Origin of the sequence: Streptomyces sp. SP17BM10 (assembly GCF_036322405.1) — a bacterium.
Classification (GTDB): domain Bacteria; phylum Actinomycetota; class Actinomycetes; order Streptomycetales; family Streptomycetaceae; genus Kitasatospora.
Genome location: NZ_JAQYXB010000619.1, coordinates 124,877 through 140,724, shown reverse-complemented (window position 1 = coordinate 140,724; position 15,848 = coordinate 124,877). Strand labels below are relative to the sequence as shown.

Genomic DNA, 15,848 nt, shown 5'->3' with positions numbered 1-15,848 from the left:
TCAGGGGATTGGCCCGGTTCCATGCTTGGGGACATGAGTGATTCGGGGAACACCGCCGCCATCGAGCCGGACGTCAAGGACTGGACCTGGGTGCTGGAGCGCGCCTGCCCGGAGTGCGGGCTGGAGACGCCGGCCGTCGTCCGGGAGGACGTCGCGGGCATGATCCGGGCGAACGCGGCGAGTTGGGCGCAGGTGCTGGGCGCGGCCGGAGTGCGCCGGCGGCCGGCGCCCGGGGTGTGGTCGGCGCTGGAGTACGCGTGCCACGTGCGGGACGTGTTCCGGCTGTTCCACGTGCGGCTGGGGCTGATGCTGACGCAGGACGGGCCGCTGTTCGCCGACTGGGACCAGGACGGGACGGCCGTCGCCGAGCGGTACGGGGAGCAGGAGCCCGCCGTGGTGGCGGAGGAACTGGTGGCGGCGGCCGAGGTGCTGGCGGCGGCGTTCGACGCGGTCGCGGGGGAGGAGCAGTGGCGGCGGACCGGGAACCGGAGCGACGGTGCGCGGTTCACGGTGGAGTCGTTCTCCCGCTACCTGGTCCACGACCCGGTGCACCACCTGTACGACGTGACCGGCGCGCGGCACGCGTAGCACCTCACCAGCCGGAGGCCTCGCGCAGCATGGTGCGGCGCAGCCGGCCGGCCACGCTGGCGGTGTCGGTGCCGATGACGTCGGCGATCTCGGGCGCGGCGAGGCCGACGACGTAGTGGAGGATCGCCAGGTCGTCGTCGGCGGGGTGGCGCTGCGGCGTGGCGGGCACCGGCCGGCGGGTGTGGTCGGCGACGGTGCCGCGCAGGATCTGCCAGGCGTGCGCGGTGGGGTTGGCGGTGCCGAGCAACTCGCGCCAGTGGACGGCGATTTCGGCGAAGGCCTGCTGGACGGCGGCGGCCGCCTCGGCGCGGTCGGGGAGCCAGACCCGGGCGTAGCTGAGGTACCGCGGGCGGTGGAGCTCGCAGAAGGCGGCGAAGTCCACGGGCACGTCCGCGGGCAGGACGAACGGAAGGTCGACGGGCAGTTCCGCGGGGACGCCCGCGGGCGTGTCGCCCGGCGCGTCGGCCGGTGCGCGGCCCGGTGGGCCGGCCGGTTCGCCGGGCCCCGGGGGTGGCTCGGCGGAGCTCGTGTGGCGGTTGGTCATCTCGACTTCTCGGCAAGGGAGATGGGCGTCTGACGGTCGATCATCTGTGCTCACTCTACGGTAGGCCCTCGGTGCGCTGGGTGACCAATCGGATGGAATGCCCGGATCCCGCCGCCGCTCGGCCGGTTCCCGTGCCGGCCGGTGCGGCGCGGTGCGGGCGCGGCCGGCGCGGCGGCGGCGGGGGGATCGGCGGGAGGGTGGTGCGCAATGCCGCTGGGGCGTGGGGGTGAGCGTGTCGAGGCTGGTCAGAGGCGTGCTGGGGGCGTGCTGTCGGTGAGGTCGGCGTGGGCCGCGCGGCGGTTGATGTGTCACCGTAGGCGTTGCGGCGGCTGACGTCCACGCCCACGGCGCGAAGGCGTGCACGCGCAACCGCACGTACGACCGGGGCGCCCGGTTTCCGGCGTCCGGGGGGTGGTGCGGCCACGCCCCGGGGGCACGCTGACCGGGGCGTGGCGGTATTGACGGTCCGTCAGTGGTGCGGGCGAGCCTCGGCGGGGGAGATGCGGTCGTCCGCGGCGGTGCTGCGTTCGGTCTGGGCGGGAAAGGTCTCGATGGCCCGTCGGCGGGCGAGCTGGGCGGCTGCCGCCGCGGCGGCCCCGGCGGCCCCGGCGGCGTTCGCGGCCGTCGTGCCCGCGCCCTCCTCGCAGGAGCGGCTGGAGTGAGCACTGGTGACGCGTCGTCGGCGGCCGAGGGCGGTGCGTGCGGCGTGTTCCTCGGCCGCCTGTCTCGCGGCCAGGTAGGCCTGGACGGCGGCCATGCCGTAGACGGGCTGGATGAGCTGGTGGCCCTTGAAGAAGGGTCTGGCGGGGGCGAAGCCGGCGGCGACGACGAGGTCGCGGATCTCCGCTATCTCGGCTTCGCTGCGGGCGGTGAAGCGGACCTCCCAGCCCTTCTTGTACGTATGGCCCTGTTCGCCGCTGCGGCGGGCCGGGTCCGGGCGGCGGACGTATCCGGGCAGGCGGCCGAGGCGGAGTTGGGCCGCGCGGAGGCCTGCGGTCTCGTCACGTGACATGACGTAAGACTAGGCAATCCCACGGGCGGGAGTGACGCCTGGAGGGTGTCTCGCCGTATGCCTTTGGTCACCCTCGGTCAGACGACCTGGTCGTTGATCGTTTTCGATCAAATAAGAAAAGCGTATTGGCATCCATTACTCCGAAAGAGTGAGGGTATGGGGACTTTAGTGCAGGCTGGTCCCGGTTTCGCGACGGTTGGGTAACAGTGCGTCAGGCAGCGGCTCGCAGGTCCGGGCGGTTGGGGATGGTGTCGGCATGACCTACCGCATCCCCTCGCCGCCGCCGTCCCTGGAGGAGCTGGCGAAGCGTCAGCAGAACGTCGTCACCGCGAGCCAGCTGCGCGCCCGGGGCGTGCCGGCTCGCGTCATCACCGAGCACTGCCGCCGGGGCGGTCCCTGGCAGCGCGTCCTGCCCCGGGTGTACCTGCTGCAGGTCGGGGAGCCCACCCCGGAGCAGCGGATGTGGGCCGCGCTGCTGTACGCGGCGCAGAACGGCCGCGAGGAGGGCCGCCGCGAGGGCGCGGTGATCACCGGCACGGCGGCGCTCGCGCTGTACGGCTTCGCCGCCGTGCCGCGGCTGCCGGCCGTCACCGGGGTGGACGTCCTGGTGCCGCGCCAGCGCCGCCTGAAGGACGTCGGTGAGGTGCGGATCCTGCGCACCGAGCGGGAGTTGGTGGCCCGCTCGGTGCACGGCCTGGCCTGTGCGCCGGTGGCCAGGGCGGTGGCCGACGCGCTGTGCGAGTGGACGGCGGGCGGGATGGCCCCGGCGCCGGTCCGCGCGGTCCTGCGGGAGGCCGTGTCACGGCCCGAGGGCCGGTGCACCGTGCGGGAGTTGGCCACCGAGCTGGCCGAGTCGGGGCTGACCGCCGAACCGCGGGTGCGGGCGGCGCTGGACGAACTGCTGGCCGCCGAGCGGGATTCGGTGCTGGAGCGGCTCGGCGAGCTGGTGGACGAGTGGCTGCTGCCCGCCCCGCTGGCCGGCCCGGAGCTGCGGATGCGCGGCGGCACGTACATCGCCGTCCCGGACCTCTACTGGCCGCAGCGCGGCGTCGCGGTGGAGGTGGACTCGGACCTGCGCTGCGTCAGCGAGGGGGAGGCCGCGTGGGTGCGCGGGGGGCAGCACCGGATGGAGTACCTGGGCATCCGGGTGGTCTACGTCAGCGGGGCGCGCCTGGCCGCCGACCCGGAGGCCGTCGGGGGCGAGCTGCGCGAGGCCTTCCGGGAGGGCGGGACGGACGTCGTGGAACTGCTGCTCGCCTAGGACGCGCCCCGGAGGCGTCAGCGCACGACCGGAGTGCCCACCAGCTCGACCCCGGCCGCCCGGAGCTCCTCCAGCGCGGCGGCGGTGGTCCGTGCCGCGACCCCCGCGGTGAGGTCCAGCAGGACGCGGGTGGTGAACCCGGCCCTGGCCGCGTCCAGCGCGGTGGCCCGGACGCAGTGGTCGGTGGCGATGCCCACCACGTCGACCTCGTCGACCTGACGTTCGCGCAGCCACTCGACCGGCCCGCGCCCGTTCTCGTCCAGCCCCTCGAAGCCGCTGTACGCGGCCGAGTGGGCGCCCTTGTCGAAGACCGCCTCGACCGCGCCGGAGATGACGGCCGGCGCGAAGTTGGGGTGGAAGCCCACGCCCTCGGTGCCGGCGACGCAGTGCACCGGCCAGCTGGTGACGTAGTCCGGCTCGGCGGAGAAGTGGTCGCCCGGGTCGATGTGGTGGTCGCGGGTGGCGAGGATGTGGTGGTAGCCGGCGGAGGACTCGGCGATCAGGTCGGTGATGGCGGCGGCCACCTCGGCGCCGCCGGCGACGGCCAGGCTGCCGCCCTCGCAGAAGTCGTTCTGCACGTCGACGACGATCAGTGCCCGGTGCATGGCTCGCATCCTCGAAATGTGGGGGGCGTCCGGTGGAAGCGGGTGCCCCGGTGGTGGGGGTCCCCGGGAGGGCCCGGCCCGCGGGCGGGTGGGCGCGCGCGGATCGTTCGCGGAACGTACGCGGGGAGTTCCCGGGGACTCCATGGGAACTCTACGGCTGACTCTAGGGAGTGGCGCGCGGAGGCGGAAGGCCCGTGGTGCCCTGCGCCACCCGGCGCCGGGCGCTGGGTCGGCTCTTGCGGATCGGCAAGACCCGCCCTAGAGAACGAGTTCGGTCGGCAGGACCGGGTCGCCCTTGGAGAGCTGAGTGGCCGACAGCGGCAGCGCGGCGCGGGCGCGGACGTGCCGGTCGCGCGCGGCGGCGAGCGGCTCGCGGCCGACGGTCTCCCCGGCCAGGACGAGCGGCACCTGCCTCAGGTGCGGCTCCAGCTCGGCCGGGACGGGCCCGGTGCCGACGACCTCGGCCTCGGCGACGCCGTCCGCGTCGGGCCGGCGGGCCGCCCACTTGCGGCCGCCGATGCTGGTCTTGCCGCCGGCCGCGCGCTTGGCGACCGGGACCAGCGGCCCGTCCGGCGTCTCGGCGCGGGCGACCAGCTTGTAGACCATGGCGCAGGTCGGGTGGCCGCTGCCGGTGACGAGGCTGGTGCCGACGCCGTACCCGTCGACGGGGGCGGCGGCGAGCGCGGCGATCGCGTACTCGTCGAGGTCGGAGGTGACGATGATCCGGGTGTTCTCGGCACCGAGGTCGTCGAGCTGGCGGCGGACGCGGTGGGCGAGCAGGGTGAGGTCGCCGGAGTCGATCCGGACGGCGCCGAGTTCGGGCCCGGCCACCTCGACGGCGGTGCGCACGGCCTCGCGCAGGTCGTAGGTGTCGACCAGCAGGGTGGTGCCCTTGCCCATGGAGGCGATCTGGGCCTGGAAGGCGTCCCGCTCGCTGTCGTGGACGAGGGTGAAGGCGTGCGCTGCGGTGCCGGTGGTGGGGATGCCGTGGGTGAAGCCGGCCTCCAGGTCGGAGGTGGCCGCGAAACCGGCCACGTAGGCGGCCCGGGCGGCGGAGACGGCGGCCCGCTCGTGGGCCCGGCGGGCGCCCATCTCGATGACGGGGCGGCCGCCGGCGGCGGCGGTCATCCGGGAGGCGGCGGCGGCGATCGCCGAGTCGTGGTTGAGGATCGAGAGGATGACGGTCTCCAGGATCACCGCCTCGGCGAAGGTGCCGGTGACGGTGAGCAGCGGCGAGCCGGGGAAGTAGACCTCGCCCTCGGGGTAGCCGTGGATGTCACCGGTGAAGCGGTAGTCGGCGAGGTAGCGCAGGGTCTCGTCGTCGACGACGCCCTGGCCGGCGAGCCAGTCCAGCTGGGCGGGCGTGAAGCGGAAGTCCTCGACCGCGTCGAGCACCCGGCCGGTGCCGGCCATCACCCCGTAGCGCCGCCCGCTCGGCAGCCGCCGGGTGAACACCTCGAAGACGGAGCGGCGGTGCGCGGCCCCGCTGCGCAGGGCGGCCTGCAGCATGGTGAGCTCGTAGCGGTCGGTGAGGAGCGCGGTCGAACCGGCCGCGCGCACTGAAGTGGCGTCCATGCGGATGATGTTACTACTACTTAGCGTCAGATTGACGATTTCTCGTCCACGGGCCGGGGCGAAATCGCCCGGGGGTCCCCCGGATGGCAGCATGGGCACTGGAAGGGCTTGGACGTCGAGCGCCGTGAGGGCGCAGCGAGGAGGACCCGGCGGTGAGTGTCGCGCCCGTGGAGATCGAGCGCCCGGAGGTCGAAGGACTGCCGGTGACGGAGCCCGACACCCCCTGGGTGACCATCGTGCACAACGACCCGGTCAACCTGATGAGCTACGTCCAGTACGTTTTCCAGGCCTACTTCGGGTACCCGAAGGACAAGGCGCGCAAGCTGATGATGGACGTCCACACCAAGGGTCGGGCGGTCGTCTCCAGCGGGTCCCGCGAGGAGATGGAGCGCGACGTCCAGGCGATGCACGGCTACGGCCTCTGGGCCACGCTGCAGCACGACTGACCTCCGGGCCCCGTCGGGGATCCCCGGGTACGGACGACGAGTGACGACGAAGACGGGCTGACCGATACAGATGGCTGGGTTGTTCGAGGGCACCGGTGGCGGGAGCGCGGCGATCGCGCTGGACGAGGTGGAGGCCTCCATCCTGCGCTCGCTGGAAGTGCAGATGCTGGAGCTGATCGGCCCCGGCCCGGGCGGGGAGGGCGCCGACCCGCTGGCGGCGCTGTTCGCCGAGGGGCCGACCGAGGCTCCCGCGGATCCGGCGCTGGCCCGGCTCTTCCCGGACGCCTACGGGGATCCGGCGAAGCCTGCGGACGCGGAGGCCAAGGCGGCCGCCGCGGAGTTCCGCCGCTACACCGAGCTCGACCTGCGGGCCCACAAGCGCGACGACGCGCTGCTCGTCATCCGGTCGCTGGACGGCCTCGGCGGCGGTGGCGTGCTCAAGCTGCCCGCCCCGGACTGCCTGCGCTGGCTGGGCGCCCTCAACGACCTGCGGCTGACGCTGGGCGCCCGGCTGGAGGTCACCGAGGAGGACGAGCAGGGCCTCTACGACCTGCCGGACGGCGACGAGCGCAAGCCGCTGGTGATGGCGTACCTGTGGCTGGGCGCGCTCCAGGAGTCGCTGCTGGAGGCGATCGCGGACTGAGGTCCTTGCGCCGCCCCGGTCGTCCGCCTGCGGTCGATCCTGCCTGATCGACGGAGTGCCCCGGTTGATTTGTCCAGTATGTGGACGATCAGCCGGGGCATTTCCCTTCAAACCGGGCGAACCATGCCAGGGCATGCTCAAATAACGCTCAGACGAACACCGCTCTGCGAACCCTGCGTGGTACGACTTCTGCACCCCACGAGACCCACCCAGGACGGTGCCCCATGGCCGAGCAGCAGGACGACCACGTGGTCGACGCCGAACCGGACGAGGAGGGCTACGAGCGGGGGCTCGGCAGCCGCCAGATCCAGATGATCGCGATCGGCGGCGCCATCGGCACCGGCCTGTTCCTCGGCGCGGGGACGGCGATCTCCAAGTCCGGCCCGAGCCTGATCCTCTCCTACGCCGTCGCCGGCGTGGTGATCTTCGCGATCATGCGGGCCCTCGGCGAACTGCTCACCTACCGCCCGGTCTCCGGCAGCTTCGCCGAGTACGCGCGCGAGTTCCTCGGCCCCTTCGCCGGCTACGTGACCGGCTGGACCTACTGGCTGTTCTGGGTCGTCACCGGCATGGCGGAGACCACCGCCGCGGCGGTCTACGTGAAGTTCTGGGCCCCCGGCTTCCCGCAGTGGGTCAGCGCGCTGTCGTTCCTCGTCGTCCTCTACGCGGCCAACCTGATCTCGGTGAAGCTGTTCGGCGAGATCGAGTTCTGGTTCTCGATGGTCAAGGTCACCGCGATCATCGGCATGATCCTCATCGGCGTCGGCGTGCTCACCCTCGGCTTCAGCAAGGCCGGTGACACCGCGTCGATCACCCACCTGTGGCAGGACGGCGGCTTCTTCCCCAAGGGCATCGGCGCCACCGTGATGACCCTGCAGATCGTCATGTTCGCCTACCTGGGCGTCGAACTCGTCGGCGTCACCGCGGGCGAGAGCGAGAACCCCGAGAAGACCCTGCCGCGCGCCATCAACACCCTGCCCTGGCGCATCGCCCTGTTCTACATCGGCGCTCTGGTCGTCATCCTCTCCCTCGTGCCGTGGACCGAGTTCCAGCCCGGCGTCAGCCCGTTCGTCGCCGCCTTCGGCAAGATCGGCATCCCCGCCGCGGCCGGCATCATCAACTTCGTCGTGCTCACCGCCGCGCTGTCCTCCTGCAACTCCGGCATGTACTCCACCGGCCGCATGCTGCGCGACCTCGCGCTGCGCGGACAGGCCCCCGGGCAGCTCACCAAGCTCAACTCCCGCCGCACGCCGGCCTTCGCCATCACCCTGTCCTGCATCCTGATGGGCGCCGGCGTGGTGCTCAACTACCTCGTCCCGGCAAGGGCGTTCGAGTACATCACCTCCGTCGCCACGGTCTGCGGCCTGTGGACGTGGGCGATGATCCTGATCGCCCAGATCCGCTACCGCAAGGCCTGGCGGGCCGGCCACCTGCCGGCCCCCACCTTCAAGGCGCCCGGCGGAGCCTGGGTCAGCTGGGCCGCGCTCGCCTTCCTCGCCCTGGTCGTCGTCCTGATCGCCCTCGACGAGGACAACCGGATCTCGCTGTACGTCTTCCCGGTCTGGGCCGCCGTGCTCGTGGCCGGCTACCAGGTGCTCAAGAGCCGCCGCCCCGAGGCCGTGCACGGCGTCGCGCACGACCACCTGCACGCCGCGGCCGACGCCGACGAGACCCGCTGACCGCTCCCCGGAGGCCCCGGCGCCCCGGTCACCTGCCGGGGGCCGCCGGGGCGTGGCTATCCTGACCGCATGCTGACCATCACCCGAGAACTGCGCGACCTGATCGTCGCCCACGCCCGCGCCGACCACCCGGACGAGGCTTGCGGCGTGGTCGCCGGACCGGCCGGCAGCGGCCGTCCCGAGCGGTTCATCCCGATGCTCAACGCGGCCCGCTCGCCCACCTTCTACGAGTTCGACTCGGGCGACCTGCTCAAGCTCTACCGCGAGATGGACGACCGCGACGAGGAGCCCGTGATCGTCTACCACTCGCACACCGCGACCGAGGCCTACCCGTCGCGCACCGACGTGAGTTACGCCTCCGAGCCCTTCGCCCACTACGTCCTGGTCTCCACCGCCGAGGGCAACGCTCCCGAGGACGCCTACGAGTTCCGCTCGTTCCGCATCGTGGACGGCGAGATCACGGAGGAAGACGTCCAGGTCGTCGAGGCCTACCCGGCCTGACGCGAGCCCGCCCGGGTGCGGCCCGCCGACCGTCACCGAACGGGCGGCGGGCCGTCGTCGTCCCCGGCGGGTCCCCGGCGGGTCTCACCAGAGGGAACGAAAACATCCGGATCCCGAGACGGACGTGTCGGAGCGGGGCCGGGAATCTATACGATGAGCCCATGCGTTCCGTCGATGTGAGCACCCAGGCCCCGGGCACCCGCCTCGTGGCGCGCCTGCACGTCGACCTGTGCCGGCTCGCCAGTGCGATCTGTCCCGGCACGCCCGCGCGCTCGCGCTGAGCCGCCCACGCCCCACCGGGCCCGCCGCCACCGGCCGCGCCGTGCCCCGCAACCCTCCGCCCCGCCGCGCCCGCTGCGGCCCACCCACCTCACGACTCGCACAGGAGCGCACCCATGGCCATCGAGGTCCGCATCCCGACCATCCTCCGCACCTACACCGACGGCGCCAAGGCCGTCGAGGGCACCGGCAGCAACCTCGGTGAGCTCTTCACCGACCTCGACGCCCGCCACCCGGGCATCGCCGCCCGCCTGCTGGAGGGCGGCGAGCTGCGCCGCTTCGTCAACGTCTACCTGAACGACGAGGACGTCCGCTTCCTGGAGGGCATCTCCACCGCCGTCGCCGACGGCGACAGCGTCACCATCCTGCCCGCCGTGGCCGGCGGCGCCCGCTGAGCTCCCGGCTCCCCCGCCCGGCGGCGGGGGAGCCACCCCTCCTCACCCTCACCGCCGTGGCCGGAGGCCTCCCTTGCGTTACGACAGTCCGCTCGAAGCCGTCGGCAACACCCCGCTGGTCCGCCTGCCGCGGCTGTCCGCCGCCGTGCCCGGCAACGCGGAGGGCCTCGTGACCCTCTGGGCCAAGCTGGAGGACCGCAACCCCACCGGCTCCATCAAGGACCGCCCGGCGCTGCACATGATCGAGCGGGCCGAGGCCGACGGCCGGCTCACCCCCGGCTGCACCATCCTCGAACCCACCAGCGGCAACACCGGCATCTCGCTCGCCATGGCCGCCAAGCTCAAGGGCTACCGGATGGTCTGCGTCATGCCGGAGAACACCAGCGAGGAACGGCGCGAACTGCTCCGCATGTGGGGCGCCGAGATCATCTCCTCCCCGGCCGCCGGCGGCTCCAACACCGCCGTCCGGATGGCCAAGGAGATCGCCGCCGAGCACCCCGACTGGGTGATGCTCTACCAGTACGGCAACCCCGACAACGCGGGCGCCCACTACGCCGGCACCGGCCCCGAGATCCTCGCCGACCTGCCCACCGTCACCCACTTCGTGGCCGGCCTCGGCACCACCGGCACCCTCATGGGCGTCGGCCGCTACCTGCGCGAGAAGGTCCCCGGCGTGCGGATCGTCGCCGCCGAACCGCGCTACGACGACCTCGTGTACGGGCTGCGCAACCTCGACGAGGGCTTCGTCCCCGAGCTGTACGACGCCGAGGTGCTCACCACCCGCTTCTCGGTCGGCTCCGCCGACGCCGTGCGGCGCACCCGCGAACTCCTCCAGCTGGAGGGCATCTTCGCGGGCGTCTCCACCGGCGCCATCCTGCACGCCGCGATCGGCGTCGCTCGCAAGGCCGCGGCGGCGGGGGAGCGGGCGGACGTCGTCTTCGTCGTCGCGGACGGCGGCTGGAAGTACCTGTCCACCGGCATCTACACCGCCGAGTCCACCGAGGCGGCCGTCGAGGCGCTGCAGGGCCAGCTCTGGGCGTAGCCCGCCCCCGGCCCTAGCCGCTCTGCAGGGCCCGCTGGGCGCGGGCCCAGACCTGACGGTCGACGGTGCCGGCCCGGCGGCGGAAGGCCGACAGCGGCACGCGCCGCAGCTCGTCGGTCTCCAGCCAGCTGGTCCGGCCCTGGCCGTCGCCCACCGAGCCGGGCGGCAGCGGCAGCACGCCGGGGCGCTCGGCGTGGTGCTTGCTGGTGATCTTCGCGACGGTCGCCGTACGGCCGTCCACCCGCAGCACCAGGCACGGGCGGTCCTTCGAACCGGGGCCGTCCTCGAACGGCACCTCGGCCCACCAGATCTCCTGCGGCGCCGGCCCGGAGCGCGTCGAGCCCGCCGGGCGCGGCTTGGGCCCGGCGGGGCCGGCGGGCCGCGGGGCCGGGCGCGTGGCGGGCCGGGACGCCGGCCGGGCGCGCTTCACCAGCGCCGACGCGACGGCCGCGAGGACGGCGACGCCCGCGACCGCCAGGACCACCCAGATGCCAGTAGTGCCGTTCATGCGGCGAACCGTACCGGGCCCGTGGTGGACCCCACCACTGTGAGCGCTGTGACAGTTGAGTATTTGTCCGCGCGTTGCTCCTGGTTCGTCACGGATCGACCACGGCGCCCGATCTGTACCGGGCCCCCGGCCGGGGGTTGGAAAGGCTGCCCTCACGAACGTCCGCCCCCGACCCATCCGGAGGTGCCATCGTGAGTGAAGAGCTGTGGTCGTACGCCGAGATCGCGCGCTGCATCAACGTCCAGCCCGAGACCGTCCGCAACTACCGCCGCCACGGGCTGCTGCCCGACCCGGACGTCATCGACGGCAGCGGCCACCCCCGCTGGTACCCCGGGACCATCCGCGCCTGGGCCCGCAAGCGGCCCGGCCACCGCTGATCCGACCCCACCTCCGGGCGCCCTCCGGCTGCCCCGCCCCGGGCCCCGGCGTTCTGGTGATTCCAGCCACAGCCCGGCACGGGGACGGGGGCAAAGTGCCGCTCCGCCCTTACTCTCGACAACGCGAACGCAGTGCTACCGGCCGGTTCTCCGGTCTGTCCTGCCATTTTCCAGCAGCAGCCAGGACGTGTCGGGGCGGAGGGGCTCGGATGAAACTGACCGTGGTGGGGTGCTCGGGGAGCTTCCCGTCCGCCGACTCCCCGTGCTCCAGCTACCTCGTCGAGGCCGACGGCTTCAAGGTCGTGCTCGACCTCGGCAACGGCGCGCTGGGCGCCCTGCAGAAGTACACCAGCCTGTACGACGTCGACGCCGTCCTGCTGAGCCACCTGCACGCGGACCACTGCGTCGACCTGTGCGCCTACTGGGTCGCCCGCAACTACCGCGCCGAGGGCTGCCCCGACCCGATGCCCGTCTACGGCCCGGCCGGCACCGCCGAGCGGCTCGCCCGTGCCTACGACATGCCGGAGAACCCGGGGATGAAGGAGGTCTTCGACTTCCGCACCCTCACCCCGGGCGTCTTCGACCTCGGCCCGTTCCGGATCGGCGTCGCCCAGGTCGCCCACCCGGTGGACGCGTTCGCCTTCCGCCTCGAGCACGGCGGCCGGTCCCTGGTCTACTCCGGCGACACCGGCGAGAGCGCCGACCTCGTCGAACTCGCCCGGGACGCCGACCTCCTCCTCTGCGAGGCCGCCTACGTCGACGGCCGCGACACCTACCTCGGCGTCCACCTCAACGGCCGCGAGGCCGGCGAGCACGCCACCGCCGCCCGCGCCCGCCGCCTCGTCCTCACCCACATCCCCCCGTGGACCGACGCCGAGCACAACCGCCGCGACGCGGCCGCCGCCTACCCCGGCCCCGTCGACCTCGCCCGCCCGGGCGCCGTCTACGAGATCTGACCGGGGCGGCGGGCGCTCTTCGGCGGCCGGCGTTCCCTGGCGCGCCGGCTGCCGCTGACCGGCTGGCCGCCACCGGCGCGCAGGGCGACCACACCGTCGTGATCGCGGGTGGCGCCGCCCTGCTGGTGGGCGCCGCCACTCGCGCCCTGGTCCGCCGTCGTCGGACGCACTGAGCGGGGTTCGCCGCGCCGCGTCGCCCGGATCCGTCCGCGAACGACCCCGCCCCGCCGCTCACGGAAGGAGCGGCGGGGCGGGGTCGTTGCCGCGGGACGGGGTGCGGGCCTCAGGCCTTGGTGACGTCCTCGATCTCCTCGTCGTCCTCGCGACCGGGGGTCTTGAGGTCGAACTTGGTGATCGCGAAGCGGAACAGGAAGTAGTACAGGGCCGCGAAGGCGAGGCCGATCGGGATGATCAGCCACGGCTCGGTGGCCTTGTTCCAGGCGAGCACGTAGTCGATCAGGCCGCCGGAGAAGGTGAAGCCGTCGTGCACGCCGAGCGCCCAGGTGACGGCCATCGACACGGCGGTGAGGACCGCGTGGATGACGTACAGGGCCGGGGCGATGAAGACGAAGGCGAACTCGATCGGCTCGGTGACACCGGTGACGAAGGAGGTGAGGGCCAGCGACAGCATCATGCCGGTGATGGCCTTGCGGCGGTGCGGCTTGGCGGCGTGGGCGATGGCCAGCGCGGCGGCGGGCAGCGCGAACATCATGATCGGGTAGAAGCCCGACATGAACTGTCCGGCGGTCGGGTCGCCGGCGAAGAAGCGGGTCAGGTCGCCGTGGACGACGGTGCCGTCGGGCTTGGTGAAGTCACCGGTCTGGAACCAGGCGAAGGAGTTCACGAACTGGTGCATGCCGACCGGCAGCAGACCGCGGTTGACCAGGCCGAAGGCGCCCGCACCGAGCGCGCCGGCGCCGATCAGGGTGTCGTTCATGCTCTTGATGGCGTCGCCGATCGGGCCCCAGGTCAGGGCGAAGAGCACGCCGACGGCGGTGCCGACGAAGGCCATGAGGATCGGCACCAGGCGGCGGCCGTTGAAGAAGCCGAGCCAGTCGACCAGCTTGGTGCGGTGGTACTTCTGCCACAGCACGGCGGCCAGCAGGCCGATCACGATGCCGCCGAGGACACCCGGGTTCTGGTAGGTCGGGGCGACCCACTTGCCGTCGGCGATGTGGCCCTCGGTGACCGGGAACGCGGTGAGCACGTTCTTGTACACCAGGAAGCCGACCAGCGCGGCGAGCGCGGTCGAGCCGTCCGCCTTCTTCGCGAAGCCGATCGCGATGCCCACCGCGAACAGCAGCGGCAGGTTGTCGAAGACGCCGCTGCCGGCGGTGTTGAACACCGCGGCGACCTTGTCCCAGCCGAGGCCGTCCTTGCCGAACACGTCGTCCTGGCCGAGGCGCAGCAGGAGGCCGGCCGCGGGGAGAACGGCGATGGGCAGCTGGAGGCTGCGGCCGATCTTCTGCAGACCCTGGAGGAGGTTCTGGCCGAACTTCTTGGCGGGGCTTGGCGCGGCCGGAGCCGTGGCGGGCGCCGGTGCCTGCGCAGACTGACTCATGGGGGTGGCTTCCTAACGGCATGGCGGGTCGGTCGGGGGGACGGTGCACAGGGGGCCGAACCGCGAACTGGTCTACACCACGTGTGGTGTAGACCAGTTTTGTAGCACGGGTGGGGAAGTGGTGGAACCCCGGAAAGCGGTGCCGCCGGGAAGCGCTATGAAATCGAAACCTACTTTCGGAAGGTCGATCATGATTACCCGCCGGGAGCGGGATTTTGGCTAATTGCGCAACAAAAACACGGGCCCCGCCGGGGAGCGGGGTCGGAGCCGGTTCCGTGTCGGTTCGGTGTCGGCTCGGGTCCGGAGAGTGAACGAACGGCCGCCGGTCCTCCGGGCGGGTGTGCTGCGACGTCCGTCACGCGAGCGGGCCGACCGCCGGGCCGACCGCCGGGCCGGTCGTCGGGTCCGGACGTCGGGCCGGTGTTCCCTCGCGGGTATCGGAATTGTTCGGCCCACCGGGTATTCGGTCCTTTCCGGGGAAGTCGAAGGCCCCCGGACCGACGGGTCCGGAGGCCATGGCGAAATTCTGTCGGGTCAGGCTTTCGTGACGTCCTCGACTTCGTCCTCGTCCTCGCGTCCCAGTGTCTTCAGGTCGAACTTGACGATGACGAACCAGAAGAGCGCGTAGTACACCACGGCGAAACACAGGCCGATGACGATGATCAGCCACGGTTTCGTGGCCAGCCCCCAGTTGATGACGTAGTCGATCAGGCCGGCCGAGAAGCTGAAGCCGTCGTGTACCCCGAGCCCCCAGGTGACGGCCATCGAGGCGCCGGTCAGCAGCGCGTGCACGCCGTACAGGACCGGGGCGAGGAAGGCGAAGGAGTACTCGATCGGCTCGGTGACGCCGGTGACGAAGGAGGTCAGGCCCACCGAGAGCATCAGGCCGTAGATTTCCTTCCGGCGGTGCGGCTTGGCCGCGTGCGCGATCGCGAGCGCGGCGGCGGGCAGGGCGAACATCATGATCGGGAAGAAGCCGGACTGGAATTGCCCGGCCGTCGGGTCGCCGGCCAGGAAGCGCGGAATGTCCCCGTGCGCGATCGTGCCGTCCGGCTTGGTGAACTCGCCGAACTGGAACCAGACGAACGTGTTCAGCAGCTGGTGCATGCCGATCAGCAGCAGCGCGCGGTTGAAGACGCCGAAGATGCCGGCGCCGACCGCGCCGAGGTCGGCCAGGGTCTGGCTGAAGTCGGTGAGCCCGCGGCCGATCGGTGGCCACACCCACAGCGCGACGACCGCGGTCAGCATGCCGACCAGCGCCGTGATCATCGGCACCAGGCGGCGGCCGTTGAAGAACCCCAGCCAGTCGACCAGCTTGGTGCGGTGGAAGCGCACCCACAGCCACGCCGACATCAGGCCGATCAGGATGCCGCCCAGCACCCCCGGGTTCTGGTACGTCGCGTTCGCCGCCTTCGCCGACCCGTAGTCCACGCACTGGTCGCTGACCAGCACCGTCGGCGGCTTGCAGTGCTCCGGGAAGGCGTGCAGCACCTTGTAGAAGACGAGGAAGCCCACGACGGCGGCCAGCGCCGTCGAGCCGTCCGCCTTCTTCGCCATGCCGATCGCCACGCCGACGCAGAACAGCATCGGCAGGCCGAGCGCCGAGTCCAGCAGGGCGCCGCCGGCCGCCGCGAAGACCGTGGCGACGTCCGTCCAGCCGAGGCCGTCCGCGCCGAAGACGTCGGGCTGCCCGAGCCGGTTCAGGATGCCCGCCGCCGGGAGCACCGCCACCGGGAGCTGGAGCGAGCGGCCCATCTTCTGGAGGCCGCCGTAGAAGGAGTGCCACCACGTGGTCTGCGGGGCCGGGGCCGTGGCGCCTGCCGAACTCATGCTTCGCCCTCCGGGAGCAGTTGCCGACCGCCGACCCCCGGCGGGA

At 72.4% G+C, this 15,848-nt stretch carries 19 protein-coding genes; 11 read left to right on the top strand and 8 right to left on the bottom strand.

Features of this window, described 5'->3' with window-relative positions; all coding sequences use genetic code 11:
- Positions 1-33 precede the first annotated feature (33 nt).
- Positions 34-588, top strand: a complete 555-nt coding sequence (locus tag PUR71_RS24035; protein ID WP_329929160.1) for a DinB family protein — start codon at positions 34-36, stop codon at positions 586-588.
- A 4-nt stretch (positions 589-592) separates the two neighbouring features.
- Here the strand turns inward: PUR71_RS24035 and PUR71_RS24030 are convergent, their stop codons facing one another.
- Positions 593-1,132 carry a hypothetical protein gene (locus tag PUR71_RS24030; RefSeq protein ID WP_329929159.1) on the bottom strand — a complete coding sequence of 180 codons (540 nt, stop codon included), beginning with the start codon at positions 1,130-1,132 and terminating at the stop codon, positions 593-595.
- Between the two features lie 469 nt (positions 1,133-1,601).
- The gene (locus PUR71_RS24025; protein WP_329929158.1) at positions 1,602-2,144 is read right to left on the bottom strand and encodes a hypothetical protein; all 543 of its coding nucleotides are present in this window, start codon (positions 2,142-2,144) and stop codon (positions 1,602-1,604) included.
- A gap of 256 nt (positions 2,145-2,400) precedes the next feature.
- On the opposite strand from PUR71_RS24025, the gene PUR71_RS24020 reads away from it, so the two are divergent.
- Positions 2,401-3,405, top strand: coding sequence for a hypothetical protein (locus PUR71_RS24020; RefSeq protein ID WP_329929157.1), 1,005 nt, complete (start codon positions 2,401-2,403; stop codon positions 3,403-3,405).
- Positions 3,406-3,422: 17 nt separating this feature from the next.
- On the opposite strand, the gene PUR71_RS24015 is transcribed toward PUR71_RS24020, so the two are convergent.
- Both PUR71_RS24015 and PUR71_RS24010 read right to left on the bottom strand, forming a co-directional pair.
- Entirely contained in the window at positions 3,423-4,010 is a 588-nt protein-coding gene (locus PUR71_RS24015; protein ID WP_329929156.1) for an isochorismatase family protein, read from the bottom strand.
- A gap of 258 nt (positions 4,011-4,268) precedes the next feature.
- Positions 4,269-5,585: a nicotinate phosphoribosyltransferase gene (locus PUR71_RS24010; protein ID WP_329929155.1), complete on the bottom strand. Its 1,317-nt coding sequence runs from the start codon at positions 5,583-5,585 to the stop codon at positions 4,269-4,271.
- A 152-nt stretch (positions 5,586-5,737) separates the two neighbouring features.
- Between PUR71_RS24010 and clpS the strand changes: the two genes are divergently transcribed.
- The 7 genes from clpS to PUR71_RS23975 all read left to right on the top strand — a co-directional run bounded on the left by clpS (position 5,738) and on the right by PUR71_RS23975 (position 10,570).
- Positions 5,738-6,031: an ATP-dependent Clp protease adapter ClpS gene (gene clpS, locus PUR71_RS24005; RefSeq protein ID WP_280680041.1), complete on the top strand. Its 294-nt coding sequence runs from the start codon at positions 5,738-5,740 to the stop codon at positions 6,029-6,031.
- A gap of 70 nt (positions 6,032-6,101) precedes the next feature.
- Positions 6,102-6,674, top strand: coding sequence for a DUF2017 domain-containing protein (locus PUR71_RS24000; protein ID WP_329929154.1), 573 nt, complete (start codon positions 6,102-6,104; stop codon positions 6,672-6,674).
- A 224-nt stretch (positions 6,675-6,898) separates the two neighbouring features.
- Complete coding sequence (locus PUR71_RS23995) at positions 6,899-8,353, top strand: amino acid permease (RefSeq protein ID WP_329929153.1); 1,455 nt, start codon at positions 6,899-6,901, stop codon at positions 8,351-8,353.
- 69 nt (positions 8,354-8,422) lie between these two features.
- Positions 8,423-8,854 carry a M67 family metallopeptidase gene (locus PUR71_RS23990; protein WP_329929152.1) on the top strand — a complete coding sequence of 144 codons (432 nt, stop codon included), beginning with the start codon at positions 8,423-8,425 and terminating at the stop codon, positions 8,852-8,854.
- A 161-nt stretch (positions 8,855-9,015) separates the two neighbouring features.
- Positions 9,016-9,135, top strand: a complete 120-nt coding sequence (locus PUR71_RS23985) for a putative leader peptide (protein ID WP_327677307.1) — start codon at positions 9,016-9,018, stop codon at positions 9,133-9,135.
- 114 nt (positions 9,136-9,249) lie between these two features.
- Positions 9,250-9,528 (top strand): MoaD/ThiS family protein, encoded by a 279-nt coding sequence (locus tag PUR71_RS23980; protein ID WP_218200404.1) that lies wholly within the window; start codon positions 9,250-9,252, stop codon positions 9,526-9,528.
- 73 nt (positions 9,529-9,601) lie between these two features.
- Positions 9,602-10,570, top strand: coding sequence for a PLP-dependent cysteine synthase family protein (locus PUR71_RS23975; RefSeq protein WP_329929151.1), 969 nt, complete (start codon positions 9,602-9,604; stop codon positions 10,568-10,570).
- 13 nt (positions 10,571-10,583) lie between these two features.
- On the opposite strand, the gene PUR71_RS23970 is transcribed toward PUR71_RS23975, so the two are convergent.
- Positions 10,584-11,078, bottom strand: coding sequence for a type II toxin-antitoxin system PemK/MazF family toxin (locus PUR71_RS23970; RefSeq protein ID WP_329929150.1), 495 nt, complete (start codon positions 11,076-11,078; stop codon positions 10,584-10,586).
- Positions 11,079-11,269: 191 nt separating this feature from the next.
- On the opposite strand from PUR71_RS23970, the gene PUR71_RS23965 reads away from it, so the two are divergent.
- Both PUR71_RS23965 and PUR71_RS23960 read left to right on the top strand, forming a co-directional pair.
- Positions 11,270-11,455, top strand: coding sequence for a MarR family transcriptional regulator (locus PUR71_RS23965; protein ID WP_443077539.1), 186 nt, complete (start codon positions 11,270-11,272; stop codon positions 11,453-11,455).
- 209 nt (positions 11,456-11,664) lie between these two features.
- Complete coding sequence (locus tag PUR71_RS23960; protein WP_329929149.1) at positions 11,665-12,411, top strand: MBL fold metallo-hydrolase; 747 nt, start codon at positions 11,665-11,667, stop codon at positions 12,409-12,411.
- On the opposite strand, the gene PUR71_RS23955 is transcribed toward PUR71_RS23960, so the two are convergent.
- The 3 genes from PUR71_RS23955 to PUR71_RS23945 form a co-directional block, all read right to left on the bottom strand.
- Complete coding sequence (locus tag PUR71_RS23955; RefSeq protein ID WP_329929148.1) at positions 12,399-12,581, bottom strand: hypothetical protein; 183 nt, start codon at positions 12,579-12,581, stop codon at positions 12,399-12,401. The genes PUR71_RS23960 and PUR71_RS23955 overlap by 13 nt on opposite strands.
- Before the next feature lie 113 nt (positions 12,582-12,694).
- Complete coding sequence (locus PUR71_RS23950; protein WP_329929147.1) at positions 12,695-13,972, bottom strand: PTS transporter subunit EIIC; 1,278 nt, start codon at positions 13,970-13,972, stop codon at positions 12,695-12,697.
- A 534-nt stretch (positions 13,973-14,506) separates the two neighbouring features.
- On the bottom strand, positions 14,507-15,802 hold the full coding sequence (locus PUR71_RS23945) for a PTS transporter subunit EIIC (protein ID WP_329929146.1): 1,296 nt from the start codon (positions 15,800-15,802) through the stop codon (positions 14,507-14,509).
- Between the last annotated feature and the right edge of the window lie 46 nt (positions 15,803-15,848).

What these genes read in the sequence shown, in the direction of transcription:
- PUR71_RS24015 (WP_329929156.1), bottom strand. Translation starts at nt 4,010, where the DNA reads ATGCACCGGGCACTGATCGTCGTCGACGTGCAGAACGACTTCTGCGAG.
- PUR71_RS23945 (WP_329929146.1), bottom strand. Translation starts at nt 15,802, where the DNA reads ATGAGTTCGGCAGGCGCCACGGCCCCGGCCCCGCAGACCACGTGGTGG.
- PUR71_RS23980 (WP_218200404.1), top strand. Translation starts at nt 9,250, where the DNA reads ATGGCCATCGAGGTCCGCATCCCGACCATCCTCCGCACCTACACCGAC.
- PUR71_RS23985 (WP_327677307.1), top strand. Translation starts at nt 9,016, where the DNA reads ATGCGTTCCGTCGATGTGAGCACCCAGGCCCCGGGCACCCGCCTCGTG.
- PUR71_RS23960 (WP_329929149.1), top strand. Translation starts at nt 11,665, where the DNA reads ATGAAACTGACCGTGGTGGGGTGCTCGGGGAGCTTCCCGTCCGCCGAC.
- PUR71_RS24020 (WP_329929157.1), top strand. Translation starts at nt 2,401, where the DNA reads ATGACCTACCGCATCCCCTCGCCGCCGCCGTCCCTGGAGGAGCTGGCG.
- PUR71_RS23990 (WP_329929152.1), top strand. Translation starts at nt 8,423, where the DNA reads ATGCTGACCATCACCCGAGAACTGCGCGACCTGATCGTCGCCCACGCC.
- PUR71_RS23950 (WP_329929147.1), bottom strand. Translation starts at nt 13,972, where the DNA reads ATGAGTCAGTCTGCGCAGGCACCGGCGCCCGCCACGGCTCCGGCCGCG.
- PUR71_RS24030 (WP_329929159.1), bottom strand. Translation starts at nt 1,132, where the DNA reads ATGACCAACCGCCACACGAGCTCCGCCGAGCCACCCCCGGGGCCCGGC.
- PUR71_RS24010 (WP_329929155.1), bottom strand. Translation starts at nt 5,585, where the DNA reads ATGGACGCCACTTCAGTGCGCGCGGCCGGTTCGACCGCGCTCCTCACC.
- PUR71_RS24025 (WP_329929158.1), bottom strand. Translation starts at nt 2,144, where the DNA reads ATGTCACGTGACGAGACCGCAGGCCTCCGCGCGGCCCAACTCCGCCTC.
- PUR71_RS24000 (WP_329929154.1), top strand. Translation starts at nt 6,102, where the DNA reads ATGGCTGGGTTGTTCGAGGGCACCGGTGGCGGGAGCGCGGCGATCGCG.
- PUR71_RS23970 (WP_329929150.1), bottom strand. Translation starts at nt 11,078, where the DNA reads ATGAACGGCACTACTGGCATCTGGGTGGTCCTGGCGGTCGCGGGCGTC.
- PUR71_RS23995 (WP_329929153.1), top strand. Translation starts at nt 6,899, where the DNA reads ATGGCCGAGCAGCAGGACGACCACGTGGTCGACGCCGAACCGGACGAG.
- PUR71_RS24035 (WP_329929160.1), top strand. Translation starts at nt 34, where the DNA reads ATGAGTGATTCGGGGAACACCGCCGCCATCGAGCCGGACGTCAAGGAC.